The 16209-nt window shown below is 70.1% G+C and carries 13 protein-coding genes; 10 read left to right on the forward strand and 3 right to left on the reverse strand.

Annotated features, from left to right (window positions below):
* The first annotated feature begins 87 nt into the window (after nt 1-87).
* From STSP_RS34690 to STSP_RS34725, 8 genes are all read left to right on the forward strand, one after another.
* Nucleotides 88-882 carry a glutaminyl-peptide cyclotransferase gene (locus STSP_RS34690; RefSeq protein WP_067285013.1) on the forward strand — a complete coding sequence of 265 codons (795 nt, stop codon included), beginning with the start codon at nt 88-90 and terminating at the stop codon, nt 880-882.
* A gap of 84 nt (nt 883-966) precedes the next feature.
* Entirely contained in the window at nt 967-1791 is an 825-nt protein-coding gene (locus STSP_RS34695) for a class I SAM-dependent methyltransferase (RefSeq protein ID WP_067285014.1), read from the forward strand.
* A 174-nt stretch (nt 1792-1965) separates the two neighbouring features.
* Nucleotides 1966-4242, forward strand: coding sequence for a (Fe-S)-binding protein (locus STSP_RS34700; protein WP_067285015.1), 2277 nt, complete (start codon nt 1966-1968; stop codon nt 4240-4242).
* 166 nt (nt 4243-4408) lie between these two features.
* Nucleotides 4409-5800 (forward strand): FG-GAP repeat domain-containing protein, encoded by a 1392-nt coding sequence (locus STSP_RS34705; RefSeq protein ID WP_408646399.1) that lies wholly within the window; start codon nt 4409-4411, stop codon nt 5798-5800.
* A gap of 34 nt (nt 5801-5834) precedes the next feature.
* The gene (locus STSP_RS34710; protein WP_067285016.1) at nt 5835-7340 is read left to right on the forward strand and encodes an FG-GAP repeat protein; all 1506 of its coding nucleotides are present in this window, start codon (nt 5835-5837) and stop codon (nt 7338-7340) included.
* A 251-nt stretch (nt 7341-7591) separates the two neighbouring features.
* Nucleotides 7592-9070, forward strand: a complete 1479-nt coding sequence (locus STSP_RS34715; RefSeq protein WP_067285017.1) for an FG-GAP and VCBS repeat-containing protein — start codon at nt 7592-7594, stop codon at nt 9068-9070.
* A 70-nt stretch (nt 9071-9140) separates the two neighbouring features.
* The gene (locus tag STSP_RS34720; RefSeq protein WP_067285018.1) at nt 9141-10571 is read left to right on the forward strand and encodes an FG-GAP-like repeat-containing protein; all 1431 of its coding nucleotides are present in this window, start codon (nt 9141-9143) and stop codon (nt 10569-10571) included.
* A 16-nt stretch (nt 10572-10587) separates the two neighbouring features.
* On the forward strand, nt 10588-11961 hold the full coding sequence (locus tag STSP_RS34725) for an FG-GAP and VCBS repeat-containing protein (RefSeq protein WP_067285019.1): 1374 nt from the start codon (nt 10588-10590) through the stop codon (nt 11959-11961).
* On the opposite strand, the gene STSP_RS34730 is transcribed toward STSP_RS34725, so the two are convergent.
* Nucleotides 11958-12140 (reverse strand): DUF397 domain-containing protein, encoded by a 183-nt coding sequence (locus STSP_RS34730; RefSeq protein ID WP_067285020.1) that lies wholly within the window; start codon nt 12138-12140, stop codon nt 11958-11960. The two genes, STSP_RS34725 and STSP_RS34730, sit on opposite strands and share 4 nt — an antisense overlap.
* An 11-nt stretch (nt 12141-12151) precedes the next feature.
* Nucleotides 12152-13000 carry a helix-turn-helix domain-containing protein gene (locus STSP_RS34735; protein WP_067285021.1) on the reverse strand — a complete coding sequence of 283 codons (849 nt, stop codon included), beginning with the start codon at nt 12998-13000 and terminating at the stop codon, nt 12152-12154.
* Between the two features lie 216 nt (nt 13001-13216).
* On the opposite strand from STSP_RS34735, the gene STSP_RS34740 reads away from it, so the two are divergent.
* Together STSP_RS34740 and STSP_RS34745 are read left to right on the forward strand one after the other, a co-directional pair.
* Nucleotides 13217-13657 carry an ATP-binding protein gene (locus STSP_RS34740; RefSeq protein ID WP_067285022.1) on the forward strand — a complete coding sequence of 147 codons (441 nt, stop codon included), beginning with the start codon at nt 13217-13219 and terminating at the stop codon, nt 13655-13657.
* A 146-nt stretch (nt 13658-13803) separates the two neighbouring features.
* The gene (locus tag STSP_RS34745) at nt 13804-14736 is read left to right on the forward strand and encodes a Yip1 family protein (RefSeq protein WP_067285023.1); all 933 of its coding nucleotides are present in this window, start codon (nt 13804-13806) and stop codon (nt 14734-14736) included.
* A 45-nt stretch (nt 14737-14781) separates the two neighbouring features.
* Here STSP_RS34745 and STSP_RS34750 read toward each other — a convergent pair whose 3' ends face one another.
* Nucleotides 14782-16173 (reverse strand): FAD-binding oxidoreductase, encoded by a 1392-nt coding sequence (locus STSP_RS34750; RefSeq protein WP_067285044.1) that lies wholly within the window; start codon nt 16171-16173, stop codon nt 14782-14784.
* Nucleotides 16174-16209: the final 36 nt, after the last annotated feature.

Below are 16209 nucleotides of genomic sequence, written 5' to 3' on the forward strand. Positions count from 1 at the left end.
CGCCGGCACCAGGTCCGGCGCCACGTTCGGGCCCGGCCACCGCGTCGGCCCGCGGCCCGGCGCCACGTGCGGGTTACCCCCGTCGCCATGGCGGCGGTCCTCACCGGAGCGCTGATCACGTCGTGTACGGCGGAGCGCGACGCCGGAAGCCGGACGGCGGGCGCGCCGGCCCGCGACCCGGAAGGCGTCGAGCAGCTCGGCGTCAAGGTGCTCGAGGTCCTGCCCCATGATCCCGAGGCGTTCACCCAGGGCCTGGAGATGGCGGGCGGCACGCTCTACGAGAGCACCGGCATCGTCGGGCGGTCCTCGGTCCGGGCGGGCCCGCCCGGCAAGAGCCCCACGGTCCGGGTCATGATGCGCGCGCCTCTGTTCGGTGAGGGCATCACCGTCGTCGGCCGGACCCTGTGGCAGCTCACCTGGCAGAACGGCGTCGCGATCGAACGCGACGCCAGGACGCTGGCCGAGCTGCGCCGGGTCGCGTACCGGGACGACGGCTGGGGCCTGTGCCACCAGCGGGAACACGACCGGCTGGTGTCGAGCAACGGATCGTCCCGCCTCACCTTCCGGGACCCGGCGACGCTGGCGAAGACGGGCGAGGTCGCCGTCACGGTCCGTGGTCGGCCGGTGTCGGGGCTCAACGAGCTGGAATGCGTCGGCAACACCGTGTACGCCAACGTCCTGTTCACCGACCGGATCGTGCGCATCGACGCCGCCACCGGGGCGGTGACCGGTGAGATCGATGCCGCGGGCCTGCTGCCCGCCGAGGAGAAGAAGCACGGAGCCGTCCTGAACGGTGTCGCGGCCGTCCCCGGCACCGATCAGTTCCTGCTCACCGGGAAGCTGTGGCCCAGGTTGTTCCGCGTCGTTTTCATCCCTCTCTGATTCATTTGATGAATTTCCCTTGCTTAAATTCTCGTTGCCCGAATTTCCGCTGTTATCGCCCACCCAGTGAGCAAAGGAGCCACCGTGATCCCCACCCGCCTGGTGCAGCACTACGAGGCCAAGTACGCGGCCGAGCGCACGGCACCGCCCCCGGAGCCCCTGCCGGTCCGCGCCCCCCGCCCCGCGGACCGCTGCGCCGCCGCCGTCACCACTCTGGCCAGGCTGCTGCCCCACGGCGCCGACGTCCTGGAGCTCGGCGCGGGCAACGGAGTGGTGGCCGAGAGCCTGCGTGCGGGCGGCGTGCCGTTCCGCGGCTACACGATCGGCGACATCTCCACACCCCGCCTCGAGGGCCTGCGCCGCACCCTCACCGACCCGCGGATGCGCTTCGCGCAGGTCGACGCGGAACAGCCGACCGCCACGGTCGACGGCCCCTTCGACGCAGTGGTGATGATCGCCCTGATCGAGCACCTCATCGATCCGCTGGGAGCGATGCGCAAGATCCGTGGACTGCTCAAGCCGGGTGGCTTCGTCTACATCGACACACCCAACATCGCGAAATGGACCCGGCGGCTGAAGCTGGCCGCCGGACGCTTCCCGTCGACCGCCTCCGCCAACGAAGGCCTCACCACCTACGGAGGGGCCGCCGCCGACCTCCACGACGAGGGACATCTGCACTACTTCACGCACCGCTCGCTGGCGCTGATGCTCACTCGGCGGTGCGGTTACACGGAGGTGGAGTTCCACCCGTACTTCCAGAGCCCCCGGATCCTCGGCCGCCGGACGGGCACGCTCCTCGCCCGCACCCGGCCGACCCTGTTCTCCGAGATTGCCTGCGTCGCCCGGATCCCCTCGGACGGCGGACTTCCGGCTCCGGCCACGGCCCCGGACGGCGCTGTCCGCCGCTAGCAAGGCAATCCTCAGCGACGCAGATCACCGCACGCGCGACTACAGCGCGGCGGCATATGTTGGGTAGTCTCAGACGGACTGCATAAGTTACTGCTTAGTAATCACCGAAGATCCGAAGACAGACCGCTGAAGCACTCCGCTGAAGCACACCTCGCAGGCCCGAGGAGCCCCTAAATGCAACTCGCCGCGATCATCGTGTCGCTGGTCCTGACCGTGGTCGGCGTTGCGCTGCTCGCACGCGCCATCGGTCAGTTCGTCCGCTACTTCAAGCTGGGCCAGCCGGTCCCCGCCGGCAGCCGGACCGACAACCCCTACCAGCGCAGCGTGACGCTGGTGAAGGAGTTCCTCGGCCACACGCGGATGAACCGCTGGGGGATCGTGGGCATCGCCCACTGGTTCGTGGCCGTCGGCTTCCTCACCCTGCCCCCGACCCTCGCCCAGGCGTTCGGCCAGCTCTTCCAGGCCGACTGGACGCTGCCGGTCATCGGCGGGTTCCTGCCGTTCGAGATGTACATCGAGTTCATCGGTGTGATGACCGTCCTGGGCATCGCGGTCCTGATGGTGATCCGCCTGCTGAGCCTGCCGTCGCGGGCCGGCCGCAAGTCCCGCTTCGCGGGCTCCAAGGCCGGGCAGGCGTACTTCGTCGAGTACGTCATCCTCACCATCGGCCTGGCCATCTACGTCCTGCGCGGCCTCGAGGGCGCGCTGCACCACGTGGAGCATTACGAGGCCGCGTACTTCGCCTCGTATCCGCTGGTCCTGGCCTTCAAGGGCCTGTCGGTCGGCGCGCTGCAGAACCTGGTCTACCTGGCCGCGATGATCAAGATCGGCACGTCCTTCGTGTGGATGATCGTGGTCTCCCTCAACACCAACATGGGTGTGGCCTGGCACCGCTTCCTCGCCTTCCCGAACATCTGGTTCAAGCGGAACGCGACCGGCGAGACGGCGCTCGGCGCGCTGCAGCCGATGACCTCCGGCGGCAAGCCGATCGACTTCGAGGACCCGGGCGACGACGACGTCTACGGCGTCAGCCAGATCGAGCACTTCTCCTGGAAGGGCCTGCTGGACTTCTCCACCTGCACCGAGTGCGGCCGCTGCCAGTCGCAGTGCCCGGCGTGGAACACCGGCAAGCCGCTCTCGCCGAAGCTGCTGATCATGTCGCTGCGCGACCACGCGCACGCCAAGGCGCCGTACCTGCTGGCCGGTGGCGGCAAGACCATGGAGGGCGAGGAGAAGGCGACGGCCGAGCAGCTCGCCGAGGTGCCCGCCGCCGCGCTGGCCGAGGCCGAGCGCCCGCTGATCGGCACCGTCGAAGAGAACGGCGTCATCGACCCGGACGTGCTGTGGTCCTGCACCACCTGCGGCGCCTGCGTCGAGCAGTGCCCGGTGGACATCGAGCACGTCGACCACATCGTCGACATGCGCCGCTACCAGGTCATGATCGAGAGCGCCTTCCCGAGCGAGGCCGGGACGATGCTCAAGAACCTGGAGAAGAAGGGCAACCCCTGGGGGCTTGCGAAGAAGCAGCGCCTGGAGTGGACCAAGGAGGTCGACTTCGAGGTTCCCGTCGTCGGTAAGGACATCGAGGACCTCAGCGAGGTCGACTACCTGTACTGGGTCGGCTGCGCCGGCGCCCTGGAGGACCGGGCCAAGAAGACCACCAAGGCCTTCGCGGAGCTGCTGCACATCGCGGGCGTCAAGTTCGCGATCATGGGCGGCGACGAGAAGTGCACCGGTGACTCGGCCCGCCGCCTGGGCAACGAGCCGCTGTTCCAGCAGCTCGGCCAGGAGAACGTGGCCATGCTGAACATGGCGTTCGGCGAGGACGACGACGACCCGGAGACGAAGAAGCCGAAGTCGGCGAAGAAGATCGTCGCCACCTGCCCGCACTGCTTCAACACGATCGCGAACGAGTACCCGCAGCTGGGCGGCGAGTTCGAGGTCATCCACCACACGCAGCTGCTGCAGCACCTCATCGACGAGGGCAAGCTGATCCCGGTCACGCCGGTCGAGGGTCTGATCACCTACCACGACCCCTGCTACCTGGGCCGCCACAACAAGGTCTACACGCCGCCGCGCGAGATCATGGACAAGGTCCCCGGCCTGCGCCAGCAGGAGATGCACCGCCACAAGGAGCGCGGCTTCTGCTGCGGCGCCGGCGGCGCCCGGATGTGGATGGAGGAGCGGATCGGCAAGCGCATCAACACCGAGCGCGTGGACGAGGCGCTGTCCCTCAACCCCGACATCGTCTCCACCGCCTGCCCGTTCTGCCTCGTCATGCTCACCGACTCCGTGAACGGCAAGAAGAACGATGGCCAGGCCAAGGAGTCGCTGCAGGTCGTGGACGTGGCGCAGCTGCTGCTCGACTCGGTGAAGACACCCGTCGACAACCAGCCCCCGGCCGGTGAGGCCGAGGAGGAGAGCGAGTCGGAGCCGGAGCCGGTCAAGTAGCCGGGGTTCGTACAGGTTCGTACGCACGCGAAGGGCCGGGTTCCCGTCTTGGGGGCCCGGCCCTTCGGCGTCCCCACCCTGACGTGGGCCCTTACGTGGTCAGTGAAACAAGAGCATCATGAGCCGATCGTTGTCGTCCGTGACGCTGGTGCCTTCGAGGTGGGTGGTGCACATTCCGAGCACAGGGAGCAGGAGACATCGCCGTACCCGCGCCGGTCTGCGGGCCGCTGCCGCCACCGTCGGCTGCAGCCTGCTGCTCACCGCCTGCGGCACAGCCACGCATCACGGCCCGCCCGCCGCGAAGCACCGGCCCGTGAGCACACCGGGCAAGGCCGCTGCGCGCCTGCCCATCCCCCTCGGCAAGGGCAGCCGCGTCGCCGACGACTTCAACGGCGACGGCCACCGTGATCTCGTCCTCAACGACCTGGTGAAGGGGGCGGACGACTTGCACGGCGACGACCCGGGGATCGGGATCGTGTACGGCGGGAACGCGGGCTCCGGGCAGGGACGGGGACAGGGGCAGGGACTCGTGCCGGGTGCACGTCAGTTGCTGAGCCCGGCCGAGTACGCCGCGCCGACCAAGGGGCAGCTGCCCGCCGTCTTCGACGCCGAGGCCTCCTGCGATCTCGACGGGGACGGTTTCACCGATCTCGTGGTCTCCACCGACCCGCCGTACGACGGTCAGGGGCAGCCGCCGGTGCCGTTGCAGCTCCTCTTCGGCTCGCCCAAGGGACTGACCGGAAAGGCGGTGAAGCTGCGCATCCCCGCGCGTGCCCGGTTCGGCAACGACTGGCCCGACCAGCCCGTGTGCGGCGACTTCGACGGGGACGGTGCCAAGGACCTCGTCGTGCACGCGTCGGGCAGCCGGATCAGTTATCTGCGGGGGCCGTTCAGCCGCGAGGGCTCCCCGCGGGCCGCGGGCACACCGCTGGCCGCGCCCGGCAACGTCCCCGTCGGACCCTCCGTCGGCCCCTCCGTCGACGTCGACCGCGACGGCTACGACGACCTGCTGGTGCGCGCCACCGCCGCCGACGCATCGGCGTCGAGCCTCGTCCTCGGCGGTCCGGCCGGCCCGACCCGGACGGGGGCCGTGTTCCCGGCGGGCTCCACCGTGGCCTTCGGCCGTTTCGGCAAGGGCCGGGGCACGGACGCCGCGATCGGCTCCGGCACCGGGATCGCCCTGCGCTACGACGTGCCGGGCGGCACCCTGCGCGGGAACCTCTCGCGGCCTGGCGCCTCCCTCGCCTCCGGCGACTTCGACGGCGACGGGCTCAGCGAACTCGTCGTGGGCGACGGCGACCGGTTGCAGATCTTCAAGGGGCGCCCGAAGGGTCTTTCCGCGGCGTCCGCGGTCACCGTGACACCGAGGGCGCAAGGCTCCACCCAGATCGTCGCCGTCGCCGACTTCGACGGGGACAAGCGGGACGACCTCGTCGTGCGGACGTATCGCGGGGAGACGAGGGATACGGTGGCGGTGTTTCCGGGGAGGAAGAGCGGGCTGGTTGTGGGCGAGCCGGAAGTGACGTTCTCCACCGCCGAGTTCAAGGGCACTGCATGACGCTGGGGCACAGCAGGACGCTGGGGGGATCTGCATGACGTCGAGGCGCGCAGAGGCGCGCAGAGGGGCCTGGCAGTCCGCCGTCGCGGTCACCCTGTGCTGCACCATGGCGCTCACCGCGTGCAGCGGGGGCGGGGGCGGGGGAGATGACGGCGGCAGCGGAGGAGGCGACGCCGGGAAGCCGAGCGGCTCCCCGGCCCCCGGCAGGCCCGCCGCCGACCCGGACCCCGGCGACTTCAACGGCGACGGTTACGACGACTACGTCCAGGTCGTCAGCGCCACCTCCCGCGACCGCAACCGGTCCAAGGCGACCCTGATCGTCGTGTACGGCTCGAAGGACGGCCTCAACCCCGACTGGTCGGTGCGCATCCCCGCAGGTTCGGGCAGCGCGTCGTTCACCACGCCGCTCCTGCGCGCCGACCTCGACGGCGACGGCTTCACGGACCTGGTGGGCAGCCGCGGCCCGTCGGTATTGGACGGCGCGTCACCGCGCCGGCAGACGTTCGTGATGTACGGCGGGGCGCGGGGACTGGACACGCCCCAAGCGCTCGACGTCCCCCAGGACACCCGCCCGCTCGCCGTCGCGGATTTCGACGGAGACGGCTCGGCCGATCTGCTGGATGCCGGCACCGGTGGCTCCGGGCCGCCGATGGGTGGCACACCGGCCACCGACGGGCGTCTGCTCTACGGACCGTTCGGCCGCTCGGGAAAACCGCAGCGGACGGCCGAACTCGATCTCGGCCAGCACGGTTACGCCGCTCCGTCGACCGCCACCACCGGCGACTTCGACGCCGACGGCCGTGCGGACGTCGTCCTCACCTACGGCTTCGACGCGGAGGAGGACGAGAGCGCACCCTCCGACCTGCACACGGTCGCGTACTACGAGGGCGGCGAGCAGGGCCTCGTACGCGACCGCGCCCGGGAGGCCCGTATCGCCGGCGCCGTTGCGCTGGCCGACGGCCCACGGGTCCCGGCCACGGGCGACGCGGACGGCGACGGCACCGACGATCTGCTGCTGCCCACACAACTGCCCACGGCCCCGGCGGACGGCGGCGGAGGGGCCCTGACCATCCTGTACGGCGCCACGTCCGGTCTCGGCACGGGACGGCAGGCGACCGTCATCGGCGGAGAGCGCCGAGCGGACTTCGGTTCATCGCCCGCCGTCGGCGACGTCAACGGCGACAAGCGGCCCGACGTCGTGGTGAACACCCCGGGCTTCCGGAGGAACGACGGCAAGGTCACGCTCCTGCCGGGCGGCTCGGCGGGCGTGCCGTCCACCACGGGTGAGCAGTCCGTCGACGCGGCGACCGAGGGCCTGCCCGGCACCCCCAACCCGCACTACTGGAACGCCTTCGACCATCAGCCGCCGCTGCTCGACGTCGACGGCGACGGGCGCTCCGACGTGATCGTCTTCCTGCCGCTGTACGAGAAGCGGCGCGGCGAGTTCCTGGTACTGCGCGGCACCGGCGAAGGGCTCGATCCACGGCAGGCCCAGTACTTCACGCCTGCCGACATCGGCGTCCCACTCCGGCTGAAATAGGAGCTGAAATAGGAACGTTCCAGCACCGGTGGGGCGTACGGGAAGGGCTTTCATCCCCTATGCCCCCACTCACCTCAGGGCCTCAGAAATTCTCCGCGTTCCCGTGCAACCCTCAGACACCTTCAGCGGTCTCCTGTTCGCCAACCGACCCGCGAACCCCAGGAGAAGTCCGGGCAAACGCGGTCGTACAGCAGCCCATTGACTGCGGACGCCCCGCCAGGCGTCCCCCGCATGCCGCAGGAGAATCCCGCATGCACAAGAAGCACCTGCGACTCGCCCTCGCGACGGCCACCGCTGCCGCGCTGACGGGCGGACTGCTCACCTTCACGGCCGCGACGGCGACGGCGGCCGACTCCGTCCACCACCCCGTGGCGGACTTCAACAACGACGGCTACGGCGATGTCGCGTACTCCGCCGGCTCAGCCACCGTCGGTGGCAAGAAGGGCGCCGGCCAGATCGTCGCCCTGTACGGCTCGGCCAGCGGTGTGACGTCCACGAAGCGCGCCACGATCAGCCAGAACACCACAGGCGTCCCCGGCACCGCCGAGACCAACGACGGGTTCGGCTGGATGAGCGCGTACGGCGACTTCAACGCCGACGGATTCGACGACCTCGCCGTGTCCGCGGACCTCGAGGACGTGGACGGCGACACCGACGGCGGCACCGTCCTCATCGTGTGGGGTTCGGCGAGCGGTCTGTCCGGTGCCACGACGATCAAGGATCCGGCAGTCTCGTCCCACGACCGCTGGGGCAAGGCGCTCGCCGCGGGCGACTTCGACGGCGACGGCACGGAGGACCTCGCGGTCGGCTCCTCGTCGAACAGGGTCTACGTCTTCAAGGGCGGCATCACCAAGTCCGGTAGCTACGGTGGCCGTTACTCCTTCACGACGGACATCCACTCCGGTGGCGACTCGGGCACGCTCATGCTCACCGCGGGTGACGTCAACGGCGACAAGCGGACCGACCTGGTCGTCGACGGCTACGAGACCGACAGCGACTACGGCTACAACACCAACTTCTACGTGCCCGGCACGGCCTCGGGCCTGGACGCGGCGTACGCGCAGGAGCTGAAGCGCGGCGTCATCACCGGCATCGGTGACGTCAACGGCGACGGCTTCGGCGACATCGTGACCGGTCAGGACTGGGACCCGTCCAAGGACGGCAGCGAGCCGTCCGTCCCCGAGTCGTCCACCGGCGGCAAGGTCCACATCATCTACGGTTCCGCCGAGGGACCGGCCACCACCGTCGCCGTGACCCAGAACAGCGGCAACGTGCCCGGCTCCTCCGAGCGCGGCGACTGGTTCGGCAGCGAGCTGTCGCTCGGCGACATCAACGGCGACGGCAAGACGGACCTGGTGGTCGGCGCGCCCGGCGAGAACCTGAACGGTGTGGTGAACACGGGCGCGGTCACGGTCCTGTACGGCTCGGAGTCCGGCGTGAACACCGCCTCCGGCTACCAGTACTTCGCCCAGTCCACGGCCGGTGTCCCCGGCTCGGACGAGAAGGACGACGCGTTCGGCGGCGAGGTGAAGCTCACCGACGTCACGGGCGACGGCAAGGCGGACCTGACGGTCGGCGCGTACGGCGAGAACACCGGCAACGGCTCGGTGGTCTACCTGCCCTCCGACGGCACCAAGATCACCACCACCGGTGCCCGCTCCCTCTCCCCGACCTCGGTGGGCGTCTCGACGGACGCGTACCCGCTCTTCGGCGCGAACGCCGCCAGCTGACGCGCACTCCCGCTAGTCGGGCCCGCACCCCCACCGGGGTGCGGGCCCTCCCACACCCCGGAGCCCCACCTTGCGCAAGCGCACCCTCCTGCTGGCCGCCACGCTGACGACCAGCCTGCTCACCACCCTTCCCGCCACCGCCTCGGCCGCCCCCTCGGGCCTGCCGGGCGACTTCAACGGCGACGGCTACCGCGACCTCGCGATCGCCGCACCCATCGCCAAGGTCTCCACCAAGTCCGGCGCCGGTTACGTCGCGGTCGTCTACGGCACCGCGAGCGGCCTGGACACCTCGAAGCGGCAGGTGATCAGTCAGGCCACCACCGGCATCCCCGGCACCCCGGAGTCGTACGACTACTTCGGCGACCGCCTGACCACGGGCGACCTGGACGGCGACGGCTACACGGACCTGATCGTCGGCGTGCACGGCGAGCGGATCGGCTCGACCGACGAATACGGTGCCCTCACGGTCGTCTGGGGCGGCGCGGACGGGCTCAAGACCGCCACCGACATCACCTCGCCCCTCCCCGAGAACCGCAACGAGCTGGGCTGGTCCGTCGCCACCGGCGACTTCGACGGGGACGGCGACACCGACCTGGCCGCCGCCAACCTCGCGTACCCGGAGCTGAACATCTTCAAGGGCCCGATCTCCCGCACGGGCGCGGCCACCGAACTCGTCGGCATCGACACATACGAGCAGACCGGCATCAACACCGACAAGCTCGTCGCGGGCGACGTCACCGGCGACGGTACGACGGACCTCCTGGTCATGGGCCAGCAGGAGATCACCGACGGCTACCGCACGCGCAGCGTCCTCTACAAGGGCTCGGCCTCCGGCCTGATCGCGGGAAGCAAGGTCGCGGGCGGCTACGACGCGGTCATCGCGGACGTCGACAAGGACGGCTACGGCGACATCGTCACGGGCAACTTCATGGAGAAGTCCACCAGCGAGCCCAACGGCGGCCTCGGTGGCGCGATCACGGTGACGTACGGAGCGTCCACCGGCCTGAGCTCCCGCACCCCGGTCCGCATCACCCAGGACACCACGGGCGTGCCCGGTGCCGCCGAGAAGAACGACGCGTTCGGCTGGAGCCTGTCGGCGGGCGACGTGAACGCCGACGGGTACGCGGACATCGCGGTCGGCGTCGCGAGCGAGTCCATCGGCTCGGCAACGCGCGCGGGCTCGGTGGTCGTCCTGCGCGGCTCGGCGTCGGGCCTGACCGGCAGCGGCGCCAAGGCCTTCTCGCAGAACACCTCGGGCGTGCCCGGCACAGCCGAGTCCGAGGACCACTTCGGCGACGCGGTCCACCTCACCGACGCGAACGCCGACGGCCGTACGGAACTCGTGGTGGGCGCGATGGGCGAGAACGACGGCGCCGGCGCGGCCTGGCTGTTCAAGACCACCTCCAGCGGCATCACCGCCACGGGCTCCAAGTCCTTCAACAGCACGACGCTGGGCGGCCCTGCGGGCCTCGCGTACTTCGGCAACGTCCTCGCGGGCTGACCGGGAAGGAACCTCCATGCGCATCCGCACCACCACGACCCTCGCCGCCCTCCTGGCCGCGGGACTCACCCCGCTGACCCTCACCACCTCCGCCTCCGCCGCGACCGCCAAGCACTACGACGACTTCAACGGCGACGGCCGCCGCGACCTCGCGTACGCCCACGCCTACAGCGGCATCTCCGGCGCGGACGGCTGGCAGGGCGGTGCCGTCACCGTCGTGTACGGCGGTGCGAACGGCCTCGACACCTCGCACACCCAGGTCGTCCACCAGGACAGCCCCGGCGTCCCCGGCGCGGGTGAGGAGGACGACATGTTCGGCGAGAGCCTGACGAGCGCGGACCTCAACAAGGACGGCTACGCGGACCTCGTCGTCGGCAATCCCACCGAGCACGTGGGCAGTTACGAGTACCGCGGCTCGGTCACCATCGTCTGGGGCTCCGCCTCCGGGCTGTCCGGCGGCACCATGGTCACCCCGAAGAGCGCCGCGTACGGCCACTTCGGCAGCGACCTGGCGACCGGCGACTTCACCGGCGACGGCTCCCCGGACCTCGCGGTCATCGGCAGCCAGGAAGCCTGGCTGTACCGGGGCGCGTTCACCAAGTCCGGCACCACGGGCAGCGTCAGCAAGATCGACAAGACGGACGCCGGCTGGTCCTCGACGGGCCTGGCCGCCGGCAAGGTCAACGGCGACGGCAAGACGGACCTGGTGGTGCTGGGCACCCAGTTCTACGGGTCCGAAGTACGCGCCCGCGCCTGGTACCTGAAGGGAACGTCCACCGGTCTCTCCTCGGGCGCCTCCAAGACCGTCGACAGCGACTGGAACGGCGGCCTCGGCCCGAACGCCGTCATCGGCGACTTCGACAAGGACGGCTACGGCGACATCGCCCTCGGCGACCCCGACGAGAGCGGCGGCAAGGGCTCGGTGACCATCTGGTACGGCACGTCCTCCGGCCCGAGCAGCACCCGCTCGACGAAGCTGACCCAGGCCACGTCCGGTGTCTCCGGCTCACCCGAGGCCGACGACAACTTCGCCTACGCCCTCTCCGCCGCCGACTCCAACGGCGACGGCTACGCGGACCTCGCGGTCGGCGTCCCGCACGAGGACGTCTCCGGCCAGGAGGACCAGGGCGGCGTGCACGTGTTCCGTGGCGGCTCCGGTGGCCTGTCCGGTTCCCGCTCCGCGTGGATCCCGCAGTCCGTGACGGGCACGCCCGACTCGTACGAGTCCTTCGGCCACAGCCTGCGCCTGCGCGACGTGAACGCCGACGGCAAGGCGGACTTGGCCGTCGCCGCGTCCAGCGGGGGGTTGCTGCTGCCGGGTTCGACGACGGGTCCGACGGCGACGGGCTCCGTGGAACTGCCCGAGGTGGGGCATCCCTTCGTCGACTAGTCCATCCGCAAGTGGCGTATGAGGGCCGCGAGTCCGGTTGCGGTGGTGGTCACCACCGTGCCGGGCTCGTCGCTTTCGCGGAGCCACAGGGCTCCTTGGGTGGCGGCGAGCTCGATGCAGTTGGGGGCGTCCCCTCCGTCGGAGAACGACGACTTCTGCCACGCCACGACCGCTGTCACTTCGGGACCCCTCACATGCTTTTCGCCAGTTGGTGGATGAAGTCCCTGGACTCTACGACTCCAAGCGCTGCGCACTCCACGTCGGCGATCACCTTGCGATACAGGGCCAACTGCGCCTCCGTATCCATGAACGTCCCCCCATGCACGGAGTCGAGAAGGACGGTGTCCAGCTGCGGAACAAGCCCACCCACGAGCAACACCGGGTTGCCGATCCAGGTGAAGCCGTCAACGTCGAACGGGACGACGTTCACGGTGACTTGAGGTCGCTCTGATTGCTCCAGGACATGGAGCAGCTGACGCCGGGCCACTTCGCGGTCGGCGACTCTGACACGTAGAGCCGCCTCATGGATCACCACCGCGCAACGGAACTCGGACCTTTCGAGCACCTCTTGTCGCCGCAGGCGGAACCGGACGCGTGCCTCAACCTGCTCCTCGGAGAGCGCTGAGACGGCGGAGCCGTACATCGCCCGCAACTGTTCCTCGGTCTGCAGCAGACCAGGAATCCGTACGTTCTCGAACGACTTCAAATACGCGGCGTGATGCTCGAGTTCGGCCAGGTCGAGAAAGCCGGGCGGGAGCAGACCTCGGTACTCCTCCCACCAGCCGCGCTCCCGTTCGGTGGCCATGGCCACCAGGACATCGACGTACACGGCATCGTGACAGGCGTACTCACCAGCCAGGTAGCGCACACGCTCCGCGCTCACGCCGACTCGGCCCGCCTCCATCATGGAGATCTTGCTCTGCGCGATGCCCGTGGCCTCGGACGCCTCCCTGATCGATGCACCGGCCCGTTCCCGCAGCTTGCGCAGCTCGGCCCCAAGCCGCTCCTGCCGGGCGGTGACCAGATTCCTAGCTGGCATGTACCCCTTCTTCCACGGGAGTTGAGGGACTCGAGTATTCCAGTCCAGCTTGACCGGGGTGACATCTCACCCCTACCTTAAGTGACGCGCCGCACACGCTGCGGAATCACCGGGACCCCGGAAGCGCACCGCCCCGCCCTGCCAGGGCGGCCGCGACAGAGCCACCGCCCGACTCCGCCGCCCCCAACCCCTCCCTCCTCCCCACCGGAGTCCCGTATGCCCGAATGCGATGGCGAACCCTGGGAGTACACGCTCTACATCCCCCACGACCCCCGCGCCGTGGCGATCGGTCGCCGTACCCTCCGCGACATCCTCACCACCCACCACCTTCCCGCCCTCCTAGAACCCGCCGAACTCCTCGCCTCCGAGTTGCTGAGCAACGCCATCCGGCACACGAAAGGGCCCGCCGCCCTGAAACTGAGGCAGTCCCGGGGGGCCCTGCGGCTGGGGGCGTGGGACACGGACCCCGCGCCGCCGGAGGTGCCCGTCGCGCCACCGCTCGCCGCCGAGGCGGGCCGCGGGCTCCGGCTCGTGCGGGCCTACGCCGACGACTGGGGTTGGTTCCAGGTGAATCCCGGGAACGGCAGCACCTCGGGCAAGTACGTCTGGTGTGAACTCGGGACGAGTCCGGTAACCCCTGACGTAAGCCCGGCGTAAGCCTCTCGCGTCCCCCAGAAATCCCCCAGAGTTCCCCCAGGTCCCCCGGAGGGTTCCCCGTAAGGGATGTCACAGCTCGGCCGCAAAGCCCACCCCTTGCCCCAGGCTGGGCACGTCACCCTTCGGGACCAGGTACGTTCGATTACGTGGCTGGATTCAGGATCGGACGCGGCCGGGACAACCGCACACCGCAACAGCAACCGCGGCAGCAGCAGGCGCCCGGACAGCAGGCCCCGCACGGCGGCGGGCAGGCGCCGTACGGCTACCCGCCGCGCGGCCCGCAGGCGCAGCAGTACGGCGGGTCTCAGCCGGGCGGACCGCAGTACGGCGGACAGCAGTGGACCCAGGCGAACGGCGCCGGCGGCCACGGCGAGCCGGAGTACTTCGGCGACGACGGCGGCTACGCGCCGCACGGATATCAGCAGGGCCCCGACGCGGCGAACAACCCCGGTCACACCCAGGCCTTCTCCGTCGGCGAGGATCCGTACAGCCAGGGCGGGACCTACCGTGCCGGCCAGGCCACCGCCCCGCCCGCCGGCCCGCGCCTGCACTGGAAGGAGCTGCTCAGCGGCATCGTGCTGCGCCCGGGCCCGACCTTCCTGCAGATGCGCGACTACACGGTGTGGGGCCCGGCCCTCATCGTCACGTTCCTCTACGGCCTGCTGGCGCTCTTCGGCTTCGACGGCGCCCGCGAGGACGCGATCAACGCCACGCTCTCGGCGGCGATCCCGTACGTCCTCTTCACCGGCGTCGCCATCGTCATCAGCTTCTTCGTGCTGGGCGCGGTCACGCACACGCTCGCGCGCCAGCTCGGCGGCGACGGGGCGTGGCAGCCGACGGTCGGCCTGTCCATGCTGATCACGTCGCTCACGGACGCCCCGCGCCTGGTGGTCGCGCTGTTCCTCGGCGGCGACGCGTCGTTCGTCCAGGTCATCGGCTGGGTGACGTGGATCGCGGCGGGCGCGCTGCTCACGGCGATGGTGTCGAAGTCGCACGACCTGCCGTGGCCGCGCGCCCTGGCGGCCTCGGCGATCCAGCTCATCGCCCTGCTGTCGCTGATCAAGCTCGGCACGTTCTGACGACGCCCCCGCAGCACAGCGCCCCCGGCTCCGGCTCCCTCGGCACTATGCCGCAGGGGCCGGGGCCGGCTTGACGTTCTGGGTCGCGTGGAAGAGGTTGTGCGGGTCGTACGTCCGCTTGATCTCCGCCAGGCGGTCGTAGTGGTCGCGGTACGTGGCCTTGACGCGGTCCTCCGCCTCGCCCTCGCCGAGGAAGTTCACGTAGGAGCCGCCCATCGAGTGCGGGTGCATCTCCTCCCAGTAGTCGACGCACCACTGCTTCACCGTCCCGGCGTTGGCCGGATCGGGGTCGATGCCGGCGAACACGCCTGACCAGAGGGCGTGCCGATACGCCCATGCCGTGTCCTCCGGGGCCACGCGGTGGGCCGCCCCGTCGACCGGATACAGGTGCATCAGAGACAGGTCGGTGGGGATGCGCTCCGCGTGCTTCGCGTGGACGGCGATGGATTCGTCCGTGATCCGGTCGAAGAAGTCCCCGCGCCAGTACCACTGGTAGCCGGGGGGCAACAGATCGTCGAACATCGACTGCAGGGCGGGGTACGGCATCGGCGCGGCGAAGTGGAAGACCGGCTCGGCGGGCTGGTTCACCGCGGCGAAGGCCTCGTCGACCCGGCCCATGTCCCCCGTCCAGCACCACACGACGCCACACATCCTCTGGCCGTGGATCTCTTCCGGGAACGGCGGCACGGGCGGCACGACGAAAGAACTGAAGAAGCCGTTCAGGTCCTCGTCCGCCTGCGGGATGAAGTCCCGGTACCACTCCAGCACCTCACGGATGTGGTCGAGACTCCACAGCGTGGTCCCGGCGGCCACGGTGTGCACGGGGTGGAGCTGGAAGGTGAAGGACGTGACGACCCCGAAGTTCCCGCCGCCCCCGCGCAGCGCCCAGAAGAGGTCCGCGTGCTCCTTCTCATTCGCGGTGACGAAACTGCCGTCGGCCAGGACCACGTCCGCGGACAGCAGGCTGTCCACCGTCAGGCCGTACTTGCGGGTGAGGTAGCCGTGTCCGCCGCCGAGGGTGAGGCCTCCGACTCCGGTCCGCGAGTTGATCCCCGACGGGACGGCGAGACCGAAGGCGTGCGCGGCATGATCGAGGTCGCCGAGCAGACTGCCGGCGCCGACCAGCGCGGTCTTCGTCGCCGGATCGACGCGCGCCCAGCGCATCGGCGAGAGATCGATGGTGACGCCGCCGTCCACCAGGCACAGTCCGGCGCCGCTGTGTCCGCCGCCGCGGACGGCGAGCTCGAGACCGTGGTCCCGTATGAAGTCGACCGCGTTCATGACGTCCAAGGCGTCCGAGCAGCGCACAATGGCCGCCGGCCTGCGGTCGATCATCGCGTTGTAGATCTTGCGGGCCCCGTCGTACTCGGGGTCCTGCGGTGAGATGACCGGACCGCGTAGTACGGTCCGCATCGCCTCCAGGGTCGTGTCGTCCATCCTGGCCATGACGATCTCCTTGCGAGGAAGGCAAGG

The sequence above is a fragment of the Streptomyces jeddahensis genome (assembly GCF_001642995.1).
Lineage (GTDB): Bacteria > Actinomycetota > Actinomycetes > Streptomycetales > Streptomycetaceae > Streptomyces > Streptomyces jeddahensis.

Bases quoted from the DNA above. Each gene is read 5' to 3' on its own strand.
- STSP_RS34690 (WP_067285013.1), top strand. From the start codon at position 88: ATGGCGGCGGTCCTCACCGGAGCGCTGATCACGTCGTGTACGGCGGAG.
- STSP_RS34700 (WP_067285015.1), top strand. From the start codon at position 1,966: ATGCAACTCGCCGCGATCATCGTGTCGCTGGTCCTGACCGTGGTCGGC.
- STSP_RS34710 (WP_067285016.1), top strand. From the start codon at position 5,835: ATGACGTCGAGGCGCGCAGAGGCGCGCAGAGGGGCCTGGCAGTCCGCC.
- STSP_RS34715 (WP_067285017.1), top strand. From the start codon at position 7,592: ATGCACAAGAAGCACCTGCGACTCGCCCTCGCGACGGCCACCGCTGCC.
- STSP_RS34725 (WP_067285019.1), top strand. From the start codon at position 10,588: ATGCGCATCCGCACCACCACGACCCTCGCCGCCCTCCTGGCCGCGGGA.
- STSP_RS34735 (WP_067285021.1), bottom strand. From the start codon at position 13,000: ATGCCAGCTAGGAATCTGGTCACCGCCCGGCAGGAGCGGCTTGGGGCC.
- STSP_RS34740 (WP_067285022.1), top strand. From the start codon at position 13,217: ATGCCCGAATGCGATGGCGAACCCTGGGAGTACACGCTCTACATCCCC.
- STSP_RS34750 (WP_067285044.1), bottom strand. From the start codon at position 16,173: ATGGACGACACGACCCTGGAGGCGATGCGGACCGTACTACGCGGTCCG.